This window comes from Nocardia sp. NPDC041819 (assembly GCF_055590505.1).
On record NZ_JBVJAP010000001.1, the window covers coordinates 363685 to 381052 of the forward strand.

Here is a 17368-nt window from a genome sequence, read left to right on the forward strand (position 1 = left end):
GCGGGGCTGCCGAGATCGGACATGAAGGGCAAGATAGCGGCCATGCGCATCGGAGTTCTGACCGGAGGCGGAGACTGCCCAGGACTGAACGCGGTCATCCGCGCCATCGTTCGTACCGCGAACGGCCGCTACGGAGACGCGATCGTCGGCTTCGAGGACGGTTGGCGCGGTCTATTGGAGGATCGCAAGATCCAGATCCGCAATGACGACCGCACCGACCGGATCCTCACCAAGGGCGGCACCATCCTCGGCACCGCTCGCACCAACCCCGACGTGCTGCGCGCAGGCCTGGGCCGGATCAAACAGACCCTGGACGACAACGGCATCGAAGCGCTGATCCCGATCGGCGGCGAGGGCACGCTGACGGCCGCGAGCTGGCTGTCCGACGAGGGCGTGCCGGTGGTCGGCGTGCCGAAGACCATCGACAACGACATCGACTGCACCGACGTCACTTTCGGCCACGACACCGCGCTGAACATCGCGACCGAGGCGATCGACCGGCTGCACACCACCGCCGAGTCGCACCAGCGCGTCATGCTCATCGAGGTGATGGGCCGGCACGCGGGCTGGATCGCGATCGGCGCCGGCATGGCGGCGGGCGCGCACCTGACTCTGGTGCCCGAGGTCCCGTTCGAGGTGGACGAGGTGTGCGCGATGATCAAGCGTCGCTTCCAGCGCGGCGACAAACACTTCATCTGTGTGGTCGCCGAGGGGTCGCACCCGGCGCCGGACTCCGGATTCACCCTGCGCGAGGGCGGTATCGACGAGTTCGGCCACGAGCGGTTCACTGGCGTCGCCCAGCAACTGGGCGTGGAGATCGAGCGGCGCATCGGCAAAGAGGTACGCACCACCGTGCTCGGCCACGTGCAGCGCGGCGGCAGCCCCACGCCCTACGACCGGGTGCTGGCCACCCGCTTCGGCCTGCACGCGGCCGAGGCGGTGCACGCGGGCAAGTTCGGTCAGATGGTCGCGCTGCACGGCACCAGCATCGACCTGGTTCCGCTGTCGGAGGCCACCAAGCAGCTCAAGCGAGTGCCGCCGGAACGCCACCGTGAGGCGGAGGCGTTCTTCGGGTAGGTGCGGTACGCGCGCGGCGAATAGCCGGGGACGGTCCGGATCGTCGGTACTGTGAGTCGCATGCGCAGTGGGCGACTGATCGCGTTGGCTCTGTTGGTCATCGCGGCGTTGGTGGCAGGGTGTTCGGAGTCGAATCCGCCCGAGCCGACCACCGGAGACTGGCACGGCGCCATCGAGGTCCCCGGTCAGCCCCTGCAAGTCGGAGTGAGCTTCCGCGACGACGGTACGGCCACCATCGACATTCCCTTGCAGGGCGTGAGCGGCGCGCAGCTGAAGGACGTCAGCACCGACCGCAACGGCGTGTCGTTCGCGATCCCCGATATCCCGGGCGACCCGGTGTTCCGTGGCGAGTACGAGTCCGGAAGCGACCGGATCGCCGGCGATTTCACCCAGGCGGGTCAGAGCTTCCGGCTCACGCTGAGCCGAGGCAAGGTGACGCCGCCCGCCCGCCCCCAGGAACCGAAGCCGCCGTTCCCGTACAAGGCCGAGGACGTCACCTACCGCGCCGGCGACATCACCATCGCGGGCACACTGACCGAACCGCAGGGGCCGGGCCCGTTCCCCGCCATCCTCATGATCTCCGGAAGCGGCCCCCAGGACCGCAACGAAGACCTCATGGGCCACAAGCCGTTCCTGCTGCTGGCCGACACCTTCACCCGCGCGGGTTACGCCGTGCTGCGCACCGACGACCGGGGCGTCGGCGGCACCGGCGGCAAACTGGACGACGCGAACTACGCCGACCTGGCCGAGGACGCCGCCGCGGGTGTCCGCTTCCTGCGCGCCCGCCCCGAGGTCGATCCGGCCCGGGTCGGGCTCTTCGGGCACAGCGAAGGCGGCTACCTCGCACCGCTGGTCGCCGCGCGCCCCGACAGCGGCGTCGCGTTCGCAATCCTGATGGCCGGGCCCGGTGTCCCCGGCGCGGATGTGCTCATCGAGCAGACCCGCTTGCTCGCCGCCGCGAACGGCACTCCTCCGGACCAGGTGGAGACCCGGGCACGCGACACCACCGAACTGGCCGCCCTGCTGAAAGCGGGTGACCTGGACGGCGCTCGGCAATTGGCCATCCGGCAGAACCAGTCGCTGCCCGCCGACCAGCGCGTGCCCGAGGACCAGGCGGCCGCGCAGATCACGCCGTATCTGGCCGCCCTGGTCGCTTACGATCCGGCGCCCGCCCTGGCCGCCCTGCGCGTTCCGGTGCTCGCGTTCTTCGGCGGCAAGGATCTCCAGGTGCCCCCGGCGCAGAGCGAGCAGCCGATGCGCGACCATCTCGCCGCCGATCCCGATGCGACCGTCCACGTCTTCCCGGGGCTCAACCACCTGATGCAGCCCACCGAGACCGGCCGTCCCAGCGAGTACAGCACCATCGAGACGACCATCGCACCCGAGGTGCTCGACTACGTCACCGGCTGGCTGCGTCAGCGGGTCCCGGTGAAGTAGCGCGCCGCCGCACGACGCGAGAGCCGCTGCGCTGCGGCGGGAGCGTTTACCTAAACTGATGGCCATGAGCGCACCCACGGTCGACCTGATGGATTACTCGGATGTCCTCGCCCGGTTCGAGCCGGTGCTCGGCATGGAGGTCCACGTCGAGCTGAACACCGCGACGAAGATGTTCTGCGGTTGCCCGACCGAGTTCGGCGCCGAGCCGAACACCCAGGTGTGCCCGGTGTGCCTCGGTCTGCCGGGCTCGCTGCCGGTGGTGAACCAGAAGGCCGTCGAGTCCGCGATCCGGATCGGGCTGGCGCTGAACTGTTCGATCACCCCGTGGGGCCGGTTCGCGCGCAAGAACTACTTCTACCCGGATCAGCCCAAGAACTATCAGATCAGCCAGTACGACGAGCCGATCGCCACGAACGGGCACCTGGACGTGCTGCTCGACGACGGCAGCACCTTCCGCGTGGACATCGAGCGCGCGCACATGGAGGAGGACACCGGCAAATCGGTGCACGTGGGCGGCGCGACCGGTCGCATCCACGGCGCCAGCCACTCCCTGCTGGACTACAACCGGGCGGGCGTGCCGTTGATCGAGATCGTCACCAAGCCGATCACCGGCGCGGGGGAGCGGGCGCCGGAGGTGGCGCGGGCCTACGTGACGGCGCTGCGGGATCTGCTGAAGTCGCTCGGCGTCTCCGACGTGAAGATGGAGCAGGGCTCGCTGCGCTGCGACGCGAACGTCTCCCTGATGCCGGTCGGCGCAACCGAATTCGGCACCCGCACCGAGACCAAGAACGTCAACTCGCTGCGCAGCGTCGAGGTCGCGGTGCGCTACGAGATGCGCAGGCAGGCGGCCGTGCTGGCGAGCGGCGGCACGATCGTGCAGGAGACCCGCCACTTCCACGAGACCGACGGCACCACCTCGCCCGGCCGCCGCAAGGAGACCGCCGAGGACTACCGCTACTTCCCCGAGCCAGACCTCGAGCCGGTCGCGCCCGACGCGCAGTGGGTGGAGCGGTTGCGCGACACCATCCCCGAGTACCCCTGGCTGCGCCGCGCGCGCATCCAGTCCGACTGGGGCCTGTCCGACGAGGTGATGCGCGACCTGGTCAACGCGGGTGCGCTGGACCTGATCATCGCCACCGTCGACGCAGGCGCCCCGGCCAACGAGGCGCGCTCCTGGTGGGTCGCCTACCTCACCGAGAAGGCCAAGGAGCGCGAGGTCGCGCTGGACGAGCTGCCGATCACCCCGGCCCAGGTCGCCGAGGTGATCAAGCTGGTCGACGCGAAGACGATCAACAACAAGGTGGCCAAGCAGGTCGTCGACCACGTGCTGGCCGGCGAGGGCGACCCGGCGCAGATCGTCGAAGCCAAGGGCCTCGGCATGGTCAGCGACGACAGCGCCTTGCAGTCGGAGGTGGAGAAGGCCCTGGCCGCCAACCCCGACATCGCCGACAAGATCCGCTCCGGCAAGGTGCAGGCGGCGGGCAAGATCGTCGGCGACGTCATGAAGGCGACCCGGGGGCAGGCCGACGCGGCGCGCGTCCGGGAACTCGTGCTCGCTGCTTGCAGCTGACTCTCTATCGGGGTCGATCGATCCGGATAGAGGTGTAGAGCGTGCTCGAGCTCGGCGGCGCGGTGTAGCGGGCGTTCGGCAGGTAAAGGTGTTCGCCGAACGCGGCCACGGTCGTCGGTACGTCGAAACGCGGGTCGGTGACGCGCCGTTGGATCGTGCCCGTCGTTCCCGCGGGATCGAGCGCGACCACGGCGATCGCGTTGGACCGGTTCTGGACGACGAACAATGTGTTGCCGCACAACAGCAGTCCGTCGCCGTCGGGCAGCGACTCGGCGCCGAGATCGATCCGCCGCGTCGTACCGGTCGCCGGGTCGACACGGAACAGCCGGCCGGTCACCGACTGCATGATGATCAGCCCGGTACCGTCCGGCGTGCGCACGATCCCGTTGGCGTTGATCGCTCCGAGCTGGTAGCGGATGTCGCCGGTCAGCGGGCGACGCACCACCGCCGTGGGTGGCGGCAAGGCAGCGTCGTCGCCGATGGGCAGGTGGTACAGCACGGGTGTCCGCGAGTCGGTGAACCACGCGCCCGCGGGCGTGAGTACCACGTCGTTGACGAACGTGTCCGGCGGCGTCCCCAGCCGGTAGTTCGCCTGCACCGCGCCGGTGCGGGTGTCGATGACGCGGGCGTCGCCTCCGGTGCCTCCGGCGACGAACAGCCGGTCGCGATGGTCGAGCCGCATCCCCAGTGCCGGGGTGCCCGGCCCGGGGCTCAAGATGTCGCCTCGACCGGTCACCAGGTCGGCGCGGTAGATGGAGCCGTCTGTCCGCGAACCGAAGTAGGCCACCGGTCGCGACCCGATCGCGATGCCCTCCGGCTGGAACCCGGCGGGCAGGTCGATCGCGGTGCGGACCGGGCGGTGTGCCGCTGTTCGGTCGGTGGACACCAGCGCGGTAGCGCCGAGGCAGGCCAGTGCGGCCGAGATCACGAGGACTCGCCTCATCCCGTCGTCCCTCCGTCCCCGGGGCCGCCGATCACGGATGACGTCCGGCCGTCCCGGTGTCCGCGCTCAGTAGCCGACAGTGAAATGCCTGTTCTCACCTGGGTTCTCGAGTTCGTCCAGGACGGCCACGGCGAAGTCTTCCACCGAGATCCAGGACGCGCCGTCGGCGCCGGTGATCAGGGTGGTGGTGCCGCGTCGATACTTGCCGGTGCGCTGTCCGGGTTCGAGGAGGGCGGGCGGGCTGAGATAGACCCAGTCGGCCGGATGCGCTCGGCAGGTTTCCCATTGCGTGACGCTGGCGGCGGCGATCGGGCGGATCGCGGGCGGTACGTACTCCGGACTGTCGAGCACCAGCCGATCGGGACGCTCCGGATTCCGGAGCGGGGCGGCGCCGCCGACCACGAGGATGCGGGTCCGGGTGGCCGTGGCCGCGTCCAGCAGGGCGGTCGTCGTCGCCGCGACGGTGTGTTCCTGGCCGGAGCCCGGGCGGGTCGCGGCCACGATCGCATCGGTGCCGTGGAACAGGTCACTCATCCGGGCGGGGTCGTTCGCGTCGCCCTCGACCGCGGTCACCCCGGGAGGCAGGACGGTCGGCGGCTGTTTCCGGAACACGGCGACAACCTCATGGCCCCGGCTCGAGGCTTCGCCGACGACGCGGGAGCCGACCATGCCGTTTGCTCCGATGACGGTGATCTTCATTTCAGTACCCCTTCGGGTGTCGAGACAATGCGGGATGAGCGGCTGGGCGCGGGGAGCTGTCCCGCGACGATCGCGGCCAGCGCGAGCCCGAACCCGGCGAGCTGGATCGGGCCGAGCGTCTGGCCGAGCAGGATCGCGCCGAGAACCGCGGCGACCAGCGGCGATAGCAGGACGAGAACCGCGACCGAGGTGACCGGCAGTGTCCCGATCCCGCGGAACCAGAGGACATAGGCGAGCAGACCGCCGACCAGACCCAGCCAGAGGTAGCCGAGGGCAGCGGGCGGGTCGATCGCGGGAGGAGAACCCTCGACGAGGAACGTGAGGGGCAGCAGGAACACCCCTCCCGCGGTGAGCTGCCAGCCGGCGAAAGCGGTGGGGCTGGCCTCGGCGGGCCGTCCCCACTTCTTCGTCAGCGTCAGGCCCAGCGCCATCGACGCCGCGGCGGCGAGGCCCGCCACGATCCCCGCGAGGTCGAGGGTCGCATGCGGCCCGATCACCACCATGCCGACGCCGACGACGCCTACCGCGCCCCAGACCAGGCGCCACGCCGACGGGCTCTCGTGCAGGACCACCACGGCCAGGACGGCCACGACGAGCGGCTGGGCCGCCGCCAACGTCGCGGCCACCCCGCCCGGTAGGCGTTCGGCGGCGAGGAACAACAGCGGGAACAGCAGCCCGATGTTGAGCACGCCCAGCACCGCGGCTTTGCCCCACCAGGCTCCCCTCGGCAGGGTCCGTGTGAACGCCAGCGCGAGCACACCCGCGGGCAACGCGCGCAGGAGCCCTGCGAAAAGCGGGTGTCCCGGGGGAAGGAGTTCGGTGGTGACGACATATGTCGTGCCCCAGGACACGGGAGCGAGCGCCGTGAGGACGGTGCGAGGGAGACTTCCGTCTCGGCCGGAAACCCTTTGTGCTGCTGAACTTACCACATTCGCAGTCTCGCCCGCCAGGATCAATGAGTCCAACACATGTTTGTCACTTGATCGATCTCGATACACGATTGATCCATGGAGCTTCAGCAGATGCGGTACGTCCTCGCCGTCGCCGAGACGAACAGCTTCACCCGGGCCGCCGAGCGATGCCTGGTCGTCCAGTCCGCGCTGAGTCACCAGATCGCGCGCTTGGAGCGGGAATTGGGCGCGAGACTCTTCGAGCGCACCAGCCGCCGGGTGCGATTGACTCCGGCCGGTGCGGCGTTCCTCCCGGCAGCCCGCCAATGCCTGGACGCCGCCGAGCGCGCGGCCGCCGAGGTCGCCGCGGCGGTCGGCGAGGTACGCGGAAGGCTCGCCGTCGGCCTGATCCCCACCGTCGCGGCGGTCGACATCCCGGAGGCGCTGCGTGATTTCCGGCAGCGGTACCCGCACGTGCGCATCAGCCTGCGGGTGGGCGCGAGCGAGGAACTCATCGAGCGAGTCACGCAGGGAGCCCTCGACGTGGCCTTTCTCGGATTGCCGACCACGGCCCGGCCACGGGGGGTCGCCGCCCACGAACTCGCCCGTGACCGGCTCGTCGCCGTGGTCGCACCCGACCATCCCCTCGCCGGTGCGCCCACGGTCGATCTGCGCAGACTCTCCAACGAGGTTTTCGTCGACCTTCCGGCCGGAACCGCCGGACGCCTCCAATCCGACCAGGCCTTCGCGGCCGCCGGCCTGGACCGCGACGTCGCCTTCGAAGTGACCAGCGCCGACTACATCGCTCGCCTCGTCCGCCCCGGCCTCGCCGTAGCCATGCTGCCGTCGGCCTACGCGCCGCAACTCGAGGGCGTGGTCACCATCGAGGTCTCCGACGCCCCGGCCCGCGTCGAATACATCATCTGGAGCCGCAGCCGCCCACCAGCGGCCACCGCCTTCCTCACCGTCCTCGGCGTCCCGGTAGATCGTGACGAATCGTGAGGATCGCCGAGTAATCGGGCTGCGTCCGATGGCCCGGACCGGCAGCACGGCAGAGTCCCGGGCGAACTGGCGTCACGCCGACGGATACACGGCGAGCCCATGGACACATGCTCCGCACGCGACGCCACCCGGCAACGGTCCGGTTGCGGCCGAACGCGCCGTCGGTGGCGGCCTAGCCCCTGTCCACCCCGGCAAGGCGAGCCGTAGGCCGCGCCATCACCGCCTCACGCGCCCCACCAGCTCAACCACCGAATCCGAGCGAAGCGAGACCGAGCATGCGCCGTTCGCGGCCCGGTTCGAGTCCGAGTGGCCGCCGCGTCCGCGACGAAGTCGCCAGCGGCGGTCGCTCGGACGCGAACCATGAAGGGGCCGCGAACCGGCCGCGCCCGCGCGGCCGATAACTCAGTCCGGTCCGCCGCCGCCGGCCTGCGGTGGCGGGATGCGGACGACGCGGTCGTCGAACGGGCCGGGCTGGCCGTCGGTCTTGTTCACCGTGGTCACCCAGATGGTGCCGTCGGCGCCGACCGCCGCGCCGCCGAGCTGCCCGTACTTGTCCTGCGCCATCAGGGTCGGCGCCGCGGTGACCGCGTGGGTGTTGGGGTCGGCGGCGGCGATGGCGAGGGCCTTCGCGCGGGTCAGCGAGATCGCGACACCGTCGGTCGCCGCGGCGCAGCCCGCGACGCCGGGCCGGTCCGGCCAGGTCCACGTGGTCGTGAGCACGCCGTCGTCGCCGAGCCGTTGCAGCCGGTCCTCGGCGGGGGTGCGGTCGGTGATCCAGATGCTGTCCTTGCTGTCCCGGCACACGTCCCCCGCGGTGCCGATGCCCGAGACGGCGATTTCCGGCGCGGGCGTACGGCCGGGCACCGGAGACTTCACGCGCAGCAGTTTGCCCGCGAGCGAGCCCGCCGAGGCCGCCGCGCCGGGGTTGCCCGCGTCGCCGGTCAGCACCAGCATCTGATCGGGCGCGGCGAAGTCGATCGCGCCGTGATTCCCGGTGGCGCCCTTCGGGATACCGGTGAGGACGTCCTTGGGGGAGCCGCCTTCGGCGATGCGGACCACCCGGTTGTCGCTGCCGGTGGTGATGTAGGCGTACATCAGGCCGTCTTCGTGGTAGGTGGGCGACAGCGCGATGTCGCTGAGGCCGCCGTCGCCGGAGCCGTCCACGTCCAGCTTGGCGATCTCTACCGGCGGCTGCTCCGGAGCCACCTTCATGATCCGCCCGGTCCTGCGCTCGGCCACCAGCGCGCCGTCGGCGAGCGTGACCAGGCCGCCGGTGGTGTCCAGGCAGGTGGCGACCACCGCCGGGTCCGGATCGATGCACGGGCCGCTCGGCCGGGTGGTCGAGGTGGGCGACTGGCTCGGTTTCTTCGGGTCGATGTTGGCTCCGCGCAGGGTCGGTTCCGGGGTGAACGGACTGGACGCCGAATCGTCGAACCGGGCGCACCCGACCAGCAGGACGGAGCCGAGCGCCAAGCTCGCCGCGACGCGGCCCACGACAACCAAACTCATAGCTCAGACGTTACGGAAATACCGTTGCCCGCGCCCCCTCCGGGTGCGTGTTGCGCGCACACTGACACGCCGTGCGGTACTTGCCCGCCGTGGCAGGGTGCGGCATAGGGTATTGGCCGTGACCGACAAGCCGAAAGACACGCCGGAATCCAAGGCCGGGGAGGCCACTGCCGCTACGGCCGAGCAGTCGGCGGTGTCGTCCACCGGTCGAGGGGTGACCAGCCCGTACGACTCGCCGACCGAGCAATTCGCGCGGGTGGATGAGGCCAAGCGTCCGCAGATGTCCAAGGACGTCCCGCGCACCGATGACGAACTCGGGCTCGACCCGGAGGTGCCGACCACCGCCGAGCGCAAAGCCGCCGGGGGCAAGGGGTCCACCTACGAGTACGCCAGCATCCCGCCCGCCCCCACTCCGCCGAACGACACCGGTCGCCTGCGCAGGCGCACCGGCGAGACCAGGCGCGGCACACTCGATCTCGGTTTGTTGCTGTTGCGCTGGGTGGTCGGCGGCACCTTCCTCTACCACGGTCTGCAGAAGCTCACCGGTTGGTTCCACGGTCCCGGCCTGGACGGCACCCGCGACATGATGGAGCGCGGCGGCTGGGATCACCCGAGCGTGTCCGCCATGCTGGTCACGGCGGGCGAGGTGGGCGGCGGCGCGCTGCTGATCCTCGGGCTGGCCACGCCGCTGGCCGCGGGCGCGGTGCTCGCGGTGATCCTGGACGCCTGGGCCTGGAAGCAGGGGATGGCCCCGGGGTTCCAGTACAAAGCCGGGCCGGGCGCTGTGGAGTTGGAAAGCATCCTCGCCGGCGCCGCCGCCGCGATCATCCTGACCGGCCCGGGGCGCTTGTCCTTCGACCGCAACCGGGGTTGGGCCGTTCGCCCCGCCGCAGGGTCCTTCGTCGTCCTTCTCCTCGCCGTAGCGGCCGCGGTCGGCGCCTACTGGTACCTGCACGGCGGCAATCCGCTCACCGGCATCGGCCCCTTCGACTGAGTCCGGACGGACGAAAGGCCCCTCGCCCCGCAATGGGACGAGGGGCCTTCGCGTTCGGTCGGCCGCGAGACGCGGGAGCTACGGCACGTGCCGCACGGCGCCCTTGTCCGCCGAGGTGGCCATGGCGGCGTACGCGCGCAGCGCGGTCGTCACCGGACGATCGCGGTTGACCGGCTGCCAGGGCCGTTCGGAGGCTTCCATCTTCGCGCGGCGCTCGGCGAGGACGGCGTCGTCGACGAGGACCTCGAGCGTGCGGGTGGCCACGTCGATGCGGATCTGGTCGCCGTTCTCCACCAGGCCGATGACACCGCCGCTGGCCGCCTCGGGCGAGATGTGCCCGATCGACAGGCCCGAGGTGCCGCCGGAGAACCGGCCGTCGGTGATCAGCGCGCACTGCTTGCCGAGCCCGGAACCCTTCAGGAACGCGGTCGGGTGCAGCATCTCCTGCATGCCCGGGCCGCCCGCGGGACCTTCGTAGCGGACCACGATCACGTCGCCGGGCTTGATCTTCTTGCCGAGGATGACCGACACGGCCTCCTCCTGCGAGTCCACCACCACCGCGGGGCCCTGGAAGGTGAACAGTTCCTCGTCGATGCCCGCGGTCTTGAGCACCGCGCCGTCGGGCGCGATGTTGCCGCGCAGTACGACGAGGCCGCCTTCGGCGGTGTAGGCGTGCTCGAGGTCGCGGATGCAGCCGCCCTCGGCGTCGGTGTCCAGCGACGACCAGCGGTTGTCGGTGGAGAACGGCTCGGTGGTGCGCACCCCGCCCGGCGCGGCGTGGAAGAGTTCGATGGCTTCCTGGGAAGCCTTGCCGGAACGAATGTCCCAGGTGTCGAGCCACTCGTCGAAGCTCGCGGTGTGCACGGTGGTGACGTCGGTCTCCAGCAGGCCCGCGCGGCGCAATTCGCCGAGGATGGCGGGGATGCCGCCCGCGCGGTGCACGTCCTCCATGTGGTAGTCGGAGTTCGGCGACACCTTCGACAGGGTGGGCACCCGGCGGCTGGTCTCCTCGATGGTGTGCAGATCGAAGTCGATCTCACCTTCCTGCGCGGCGGCCAGGGTGTGCAGCACGGTGTTGGTCGAGCCGCCCATCGCGACGTCCAGCGCCATCGCGTTGCGGAAAGCCTTGGCGTTGGCGACGTTGCGCGGCAGCACGGACGCGTCGTCCTCGCGGTACCAGCGGTTGGCGATGTCGACCACGACGGTGCCGGCCCGCTCGAACAGCGCCCGGCGCGCGGCATGCGTGGCGAGCGTGGAGCCGTTGCCGGGCAGCGCGAGACCGAGCGCCTCGGTGAGGCAGTTCATCGAGTTCGCGGTGAACATGCCCGAGCACGAGCCGCAGGTCGGGCACGCCGACCGCTCCACCTCCGACAGCCCCTCCTCCGACACCGCCTGGTTCGCGCTCGCGGAGATCGCCGTGATCAGGTCGGTGGGAGCCTGCGCGACGCCGCCGACGACCACCGCCTTGCCCGCCTCCATCGGCCCGCCGGAGACGAACACCGCCGGAATGTTCAGCCGCATGGCCGCATTGAGCATGCCCGGGGTGATCTTGTCGCAGTTGGAGATGCAGACCAGCGCGTCGGCGGTGTGCGCGTTCACCATGTACTCGACGGAGTCGGCGATGATCTCGCGCGAGGGCAGCGAGTAGAGCATGCCGCCGTGGCCCATGGCGATGCCGTCGTCGACGGCGATGGTGTGGAATTCGCGCGGCACGCCGCCGGCGGCGCGCACCGCGTCGGCCACGATGTCACCGACGTTCTTCAGGTGCACGTGACCGGGCACGAACTGGGTGTAGGAGTTCGCGATGGCGACGATCGGCTTGCCGAAGTCGGTGTCGGTCATGCCGGTGGCGCGCCAGAGTGCGCGTGCGCCTGCGGCATTGCGGCCGATGGTCGTGGTTCGTGAACGAAGCGGTGGCATGTGGATGGTCCTCGGGTCGCGGGGGCTGACGTGCGACGGCGCAGAGCCTGCTCGGCGGTCCACCACGTTACTCCCGGTGGGCGTGTCCACCGGTCGGTGGTGCGCCGGGCGCGGCGGCCATGACTGTCAGCCGGATCGGGTTTGTCGCTGTGCGTGGTGTCGCAGGCGACGACGGGTCGCCGGAGGTGCCGGACCGTCGAGGGGTGGGGACGAGAAGGAGGATCACTGCTCCGGAGAAATCATCCCATCACTCGGCCGTAACAACCTAACCGCGGTGGATGTTCCGCGCATTGCTCGAGCCGGTCGGGGACGCGACCGACTGCTAGCGCGTGTCTTCGCCGGTGGCGTCCTCGCCCGACTTCGCGACCCCATCGGTCGGCGCGCTGTCCTCGCCGCTCGGGTTCGCGTCGTGCCCGCTCGTTTCGGTGGGGGACTCTTCGGTCGCGGGCTCCGCGAACGGGTCCGGAATCCGTCCGCCGGAGAACGCCGCCAGATCGCGCAGCCGGTCGTAGCTCACCGCGGGCAACTTCACCTCGGTGCCATCGGTCAGGTCGGCGCGCACGTATCCGCGCTTGGGGATCCGTACACCCTTCACCTGCGCCCAATCGAGATGGCGCGAACCGAACAGCGTCCGCAGCTCCAGCCCCGCGTCCGAGACGGCGGTCTGCGTGCGCAGCACCCACGCCAGCACCACGACCGGGATGAGCAGCAGCCACCACAGTCCGGCGGGCCAGCCCACGAACGGGAAGAACACGCACATCAGCAGGATGAACACGCCCAGGAAGGCCAGCCGTGGGATGCGGATCACACGGGCGTCGGAGGCGCTACCCGTATCCGTTGCCGCCGCGGGCGTGTGGGACGATTCAGAAGGTGGCACGGACTGATGCGGTGATGACACACCACCATCCTCGCATCCTGGTGAACGGACACAAGCAACCGCACTGTCCCACATAATGGGACGCACGGGGTCATCTGTTTGACTCTTCGGTTCACACCCGCTTAACGTCGTGCGCGTGAATCGAAACGAGTTGCTCGTAATCGGCCGGCGCGTCCAGCGTTGAGCCTGACACACTGAGTCGAATACGTCAGCTCGCGTTGCGACGCGCCACCCTCGATCAGCCCTGTGCTGTCGGGGGCTTTTTTATGTTCGGACTAACCTCCAGCATGGCGAAGCGCAAGACACCGCTGGCACAAAAATCCGGGGTCAGAACGACAACCAGTAAGGAACGAAGACGGTGAGCGCACCTACCGCACGGCCCGGGCCTTCCGCCCGTAGGCCAGCGCCTTCGGCGAATCAGCAGGCCACGCCCGCTGCCAACGCGATCTCCGCGGCCAACCGCCGTCCGGTCCCGCCCGAGCGGGTCACCGGCGCGCAGTCGGTCGTCCGGTCGCTCGAGGAGCTGGGCGTCGACACCGTATTCGGCATTCCGGGTGGCGCGATTCTCCCGGTGTACGACCCGCTGTTCGATTCCACCAAGGTGCGCCACGTCCTGGTCCGGCACGAGCAGGGGGCCGGTCACGCGGCCACCGGTTACGCGCAAGCGACCGGCAAGGTCGGTGTGTGTATGGCCACATCCGGTCCCGGCGCCACCAACCTGGTGACCCCGATCGCCGACGCGCAGATGGACTCGGTCCCGATCGTGGCCATCACCGGCCAGGTCGGCCGGAGCCTGATCGGCACCGACGCGTTCCAGGAAGCCGACATCTCCGGCATCACCATGCCGATCACCAAGCACAACTTCCTGATCACCGACGGCATCGACATCCCGCGCATCATCGCCGAGGCGTTCTACCTCGCCGCGTCCGGCCGCCCGGGCGCCGTGCTCGTCGACATCCCCAAGGACGTGTTGCAGGCGCAGACCACCTTCAGCTGGCCGCCCGAGATGCGGCTGCCCGGCTACCGTCCGGTCACCAAGCCGCACGGCAAGCAGGTGCGCGAGGCCGCGCGGATGATCATGGAGGCCAAGGCCCCCGTGCTCTACGTCGGCGGCGGTGTGATCAAGGCCGACGCCTCGGCCGAGCTGCTGCAACTGGCCGAGCTGACCGGCATCCCCGTGGTCACCACGCTGATGGCGCGCGGCGCGTTCCCCGACAGCCACACACTGAACATGGGCATGCCCGGCATGCACGGCACCGTGGGCGCCGTCGCCGCGTTGCAGCGCTCGGACCTGCTGATCACGCTCGGCGCGCGGTTCGACGACCGCGTCACCGGCCAGCTGGACTCCTTCGCGCCGGGCGCCAAGGTCATCCACGCCGACATCGACCCTGCCGAGATCGGCAAGAACCGGCACGCCGACGTCCCGATCGTGGGCGACTGCCGCGAGGTGATCGTCGAGCTCATCGAGACGCTGAAGGCGGATCCCGCCGCGGGTGACGCTCTGCCGCTGGCGCTGACCGACTGGTGGACCTACCTCGACGGCGTGCGCGACTCCTACCCGCTGGGCTGGACCCCGCCCGCCGACGGGTCGCTGTCGCCGGAGTTCGTCATCGAGGCGCTCGGCCGTCTGGCCGGGCCGGACGCGATCTACTGCGCGGGCGTCGGCCAGCACCAGATGTGGGCCGCCCAGTTCATCAAGTACGAGAAGCCGCGCACCTGGCTGAACTCCGGTGGTCTCGGCACCATGGGCTACGCCGTCCCGGCGGCCATGGGCGCCAAGATGGGCGCGCCGGACAAAGAGGTGTGGGCGGTCGACGGTGACGGCTGCTTCCAGATGACCAACCAGGAGCTGGCGACCTGCGCCGTCGAGGGCGTCCCGATCAAGGTCGCGCTGATCAACAACGGCAACCTCGGCATGGTGCGCCAGTGGCAGACGCTCTTCTACCAGGAGCGCTATTCCAACACCGACCTGGGCACGCACTCGCTGCGCATCCCCGACTTCGTGAAGCTCGCCGAAGCCCTCGGCTGCCACGGCATCCGGGTGGAGCGCGAGGAGGACGTGGAGGCCGCCATCCGCGAGGCGCAGTCCATCACCGACCGCCCCGTGGTGATCGACTTCATCGTCGGCAAGGACGCCCAGGTGTGGCCGATGGTCGCGGCGGGCACCAGCAACGACGAGATCATGGCCGCGCGCGGCATCCGCCCGCTGTTCGACGAGGACGAGCAGGCCGCCGAGCCGGCGGTCATCCACGCGGCGATGTCGCAGGAACAGAACAGGGTGAACAACGGATGAGTACCACGCATACCCTCAGCGTTCTCGTCGAGGACAAACCGGGCGTGCTGGCCAGGGTCGCGGCGCTGTTCTCCCGCCGCGGCTTCAATATCGAATCCCTGGCGGTCGGCGGCACCGAACTGCCCGAGATCTCGCGCATGACCATCGTGGTCACCGTCGAGGACCTGCCGCTCGAGCAGGTCACCAAGCAGCTCAACAAGCTGGTGAACGTTATCAAGATCGTGGAGCAGGACTCCGACAGCTCGGTGGCCCGCGAACTGATCCTGGTGAAGGTGCGCGCCGACGCCAGTGTGCGGACCCAGGTGATCGAGGCGGTCGGGCTGTTCCGCGCGAAGGTCATCGACGTGTCGCCGGACGCGCTCACCGTCGAGGCGACCGGAACCCGGTCCAAGCTCGACGCGCTGTTGCGGATGCTCGAACCGTATGGCATCCGCGAGATCGTGCAGTCCGGGGTCGTCGCGGTGGGACGTGGACCGAAGTCCATCACCGCCACTCGATGAGGTAGCGAGCGGCACACCGATGGGGCCGACCGGCCGACGGCGGCCACGCGCTAGTCTTTCTGCGATCGACGGTTGGCGTGCCGCCCTCCCCGCCTACGCGGGAATGATCCCCTCCCGCTGCTGCGGGGGTTGATCCGATCCAGAACAACGAAAATCAACACCGGCGCAAGCACGGTGTGCCCCGCCTCGCGCGGGGATGATCCCGGAAGGAACCACAGTGGCAGTCGAGATGTTCTACGACGACGATGCCGACCTGTCGATCATCCAGGGCCGCAAGGTCGCTGTCATCGGCTACGGCAGCCAGGGTCACGCGCACTCGCTGAGCCTGCGCGACTCGGGCGTCGAGGTCCGCGTCGGTCTGGCCGAGGGTTCGAAGTCGCGTCCGAAGGCCGAGGAGGCCGGCCTGACCGTCGGCACGCCCGCGGAGGTCTCGGAGTGGGCGGACCTCATCATGGTGCTGGCGCCGGACACCGCGCAGGCGTCGATCTTCACCAACGACATCGAGCCGAACCTGAAAGACGGCGACGCGCTGTTCTTCGGCCACGGCCTCAACATCCACTTCGGCCTGATCAAGCCGCCCGCCAACGTCACCATCGGCATGGTGGCGCCGAAGGGCCCCGGTCACCTGGTGCGTCGTCAGTTCGTCGACGGCAAGGGCGTTCCGGCTCTGATCGCGATCGACCAGGACCCGAAGGGCGAGGGCCAGGCGCTGGCGCTGTCCTACGCCAAGGGCATCGGCGGCACCCGCGCGGGCGTCATCAAGACCACCTTCAAGGAAGAGACCGAGACCGACCTGTTCGGTGAGCAGGCCGTGCTGTGCGGTGGCACCGAGGAACTGGTCAAGACCGGTTTCGAGGTCATGGTCGAGGCCGGTTACGCGCCGGAGATGGCCTACTTCGAGGTGCTGCACGAGCTGAAGCTGATCGTCGACCTGATGTACGAGGGCGGCATCGCGCGGATGAACTACTCGGTGTCCGACACCGCCGAGTTCGGTGGTTACCTGTCGGGCCCGCGGGTCATCGACGCCGACACCAAGAAGCGCATGCAGGACATCCTCAAGGACATCCAGGACGGCAGCTTCGTCAAGCGTCTGGTCGCCAACGTCGAGGGCGGCAACAAGGAGCTCGAGGCGCTGCGCAAGCAGAACGCCGAGCACCCCATCGAGGTCACCGGCGCCAAGCTGCGCGGCCTGATGAGCTGGGTGGATCGTCCGATCACCGAGACCGCCTGATACTCGGGCTCATTCGCGCGGTGGCCCGCTCCGGACTATCGGAGCGGGCCACCGGCGTCTTTCGCGGAGTTTCTAACTGCTGCCGAATGAGCCTGTGCCCGGACCGAAGTTCTGGCCCCAACCTCCGCCCCAGCCCTGGTCCCAGCCTCCGCCGCCCCAGCCCTGGTCCCAGCCAGGACCGCGGCCATAAGGTGGTGCGCCGTAGTGGGGTTTGTCGACCAAGACGTTGTTGTTGCAACTCCAGCCGGGGAACGGGCCGAAGGCGCACTGGTCGTTGTAAGCCGGAGTGACCCCGGGTGCGCTCGGTGCGGCGGACGCGGGCATCGCCACCGCGGTCAACGGGATCGCGGCGATCGCACCGGCGACGGCCACGCGGAAGATACGGCGTGCGCTGATTGACGAGAACAACGTAAATCCTTTCGCTCT

15 protein-coding genes are annotated in these 17368 nt (G+C 69.7%); 8 read left to right on the forward strand and 7 right to left on the reverse strand.

Translation table 11 applies throughout. From position 1 onward, the window contains the following. Nucleotides 1-42 precede the first annotated feature (42 nt). From ACZ6DL_RS01680 to gatB, 3 genes are all read left to right on the forward strand, one after another. Nucleotides 43-1077, forward strand: coding sequence for an ATP-dependent 6-phosphofructokinase (locus ACZ6DL_RS01680; protein ID WP_062969957.1), 1035 nt, complete (start codon nt 43-45; stop codon nt 1075-1077). A gap of 60 nt (nt 1078-1137) precedes the next feature. After that, entirely contained in the window at nt 1138-2514 is a 1377-nt protein-coding gene (locus ACZ6DL_RS01685; RefSeq protein WP_466048352.1) for an alpha/beta hydrolase family protein, read from the forward strand. 64 nt (nt 2515-2578) lie between these two features. After that, nucleotides 2579-4084, forward strand: coding sequence for an Asp-tRNA(Asn)/Glu-tRNA(Gln) amidotransferase subunit GatB (gene gatB / locus ACZ6DL_RS01690; RefSeq protein WP_466048353.1), 1506 nt, complete (start codon nt 2579-2581; stop codon nt 4082-4084). A gap of 4 nt (nt 4085-4088) precedes the next feature. Here gatB and ACZ6DL_RS01695 read toward each other — a convergent pair whose 3' ends face one another. The 3 genes from ACZ6DL_RS01695 to ACZ6DL_RS01705 form a co-directional block, all read right to left on the reverse strand. After that, on the reverse strand, nt 4089-5027 hold the full coding sequence (locus ACZ6DL_RS01695; RefSeq protein WP_466048355.1) for an SMP-30/gluconolactonase/LRE family protein: 939 nt from the start codon (nt 5025-5027) through the stop codon (nt 4089-4091). Nucleotides 5028-5093: 66 nt separating this feature from the next. After that, entirely contained in the window at nt 5094-5726 is a 633-nt protein-coding gene (locus ACZ6DL_RS01700) for an NAD(P)-dependent oxidoreductase (protein WP_466048356.1), read from the reverse strand. Next, the gene (locus ACZ6DL_RS01705; RefSeq protein ID WP_466048358.1) at nt 5723-6694 is read right to left on the reverse strand and encodes an EamA family transporter; all 972 of its coding nucleotides are present in this window, start codon (nt 6692-6694) and stop codon (nt 5723-5725) included. Before ACZ6DL_RS01705 ends, ACZ6DL_RS01700 begins: the two co-directional genes overlap by 4 nt. 39 nt (nt 6695-6733) lie before the next feature. Between ACZ6DL_RS01705 and ACZ6DL_RS01710 the strand changes: the two genes are divergently transcribed. Then, entirely contained in the window at nt 6734-7618 is an 885-nt protein-coding gene (locus tag ACZ6DL_RS01710) for a LysR family transcriptional regulator (RefSeq protein ID WP_466048360.1), read from the forward strand. A 402-nt stretch (nt 7619-8020) separates the two neighbouring features. Here ACZ6DL_RS01710 and ACZ6DL_RS01715 read toward each other — a convergent pair whose 3' ends face one another. Beyond that, complete coding sequence (locus ACZ6DL_RS01715) at nt 8021-9127, reverse strand: PQQ-dependent sugar dehydrogenase (protein WP_466048362.1); 1107 nt, start codon at nt 9125-9127, stop codon at nt 8021-8023. A 118-nt stretch (nt 9128-9245) separates the two neighbouring features. On the opposite strand from ACZ6DL_RS01715, the gene ACZ6DL_RS01720 reads away from it, so the two are divergent. Continuing rightward, nucleotides 9246-10121 (forward strand): DoxX family protein, encoded by an 876-nt coding sequence (locus ACZ6DL_RS01720; protein WP_466048363.1) that lies wholly within the window; start codon nt 9246-9248, stop codon nt 10119-10121. Nucleotides 10122-10199: 78 nt separating this feature from the next. On the opposite strand, the gene ilvD is transcribed toward ACZ6DL_RS01720, so the two are convergent. Together ilvD and ACZ6DL_RS01730 are read right to left on the reverse strand one after the other, a co-directional pair. Beyond that, nucleotides 10200-12041, reverse strand: a complete 1842-nt coding sequence (ilvD, locus tag ACZ6DL_RS01725; protein WP_466048365.1) for a dihydroxy-acid dehydratase — start codon at nt 12039-12041, stop codon at nt 10200-10202. Between the two features lie 322 nt (nt 12042-12363). Then, entirely contained in the window at nt 12364-12939 is a 576-nt protein-coding gene (locus tag ACZ6DL_RS01730) for a PH domain-containing protein (RefSeq protein WP_466048367.1), read from the reverse strand. Between the two features lie 337 nt (nt 12940-13276). Here ACZ6DL_RS01730 and ACZ6DL_RS01735 point away from each other — a divergent pair, with 337 nt between their 5' ends. The 3 genes from ACZ6DL_RS01735 to ilvC all read left to right on the forward strand — a co-directional run bounded on the left by ACZ6DL_RS01735 (nt 13277) and on the right by ilvC (nt 16942). Next, nucleotides 13277-15211 (forward strand): acetolactate synthase large subunit, encoded by a 1935-nt coding sequence (locus ACZ6DL_RS01735; protein WP_393228270.1) that lies wholly within the window; start codon nt 13277-13279, stop codon nt 15209-15211. Continuing rightward, entirely contained in the window at nt 15208-15711 is a 504-nt protein-coding gene (gene ilvN / locus ACZ6DL_RS01740; RefSeq protein ID WP_039799659.1) for an acetolactate synthase small subunit, read from the forward strand. The genes ACZ6DL_RS01735 and ilvN overlap by 4 nt, the downstream gene beginning before the upstream one ends. Before the next feature lie 229 nt (nt 15712-15940). After that, entirely contained in the window at nt 15941-16942 is a 1002-nt protein-coding gene (gene ilvC / locus ACZ6DL_RS01745; RefSeq protein WP_174550026.1) for a ketol-acid reductoisomerase, read from the forward strand. A gap of 72 nt (nt 16943-17014) precedes the next feature. Here ilvC and ACZ6DL_RS01750 read toward each other — a convergent pair whose 3' ends face one another. Then, the gene (locus ACZ6DL_RS01750; protein ID WP_466048369.1) at nt 17015-17350 is read right to left on the reverse strand and encodes a hypothetical protein; all 336 of its coding nucleotides are present in this window, start codon (nt 17348-17350) and stop codon (nt 17015-17017) included. Nucleotides 17351-17368: the final 18 nt, after the last annotated feature.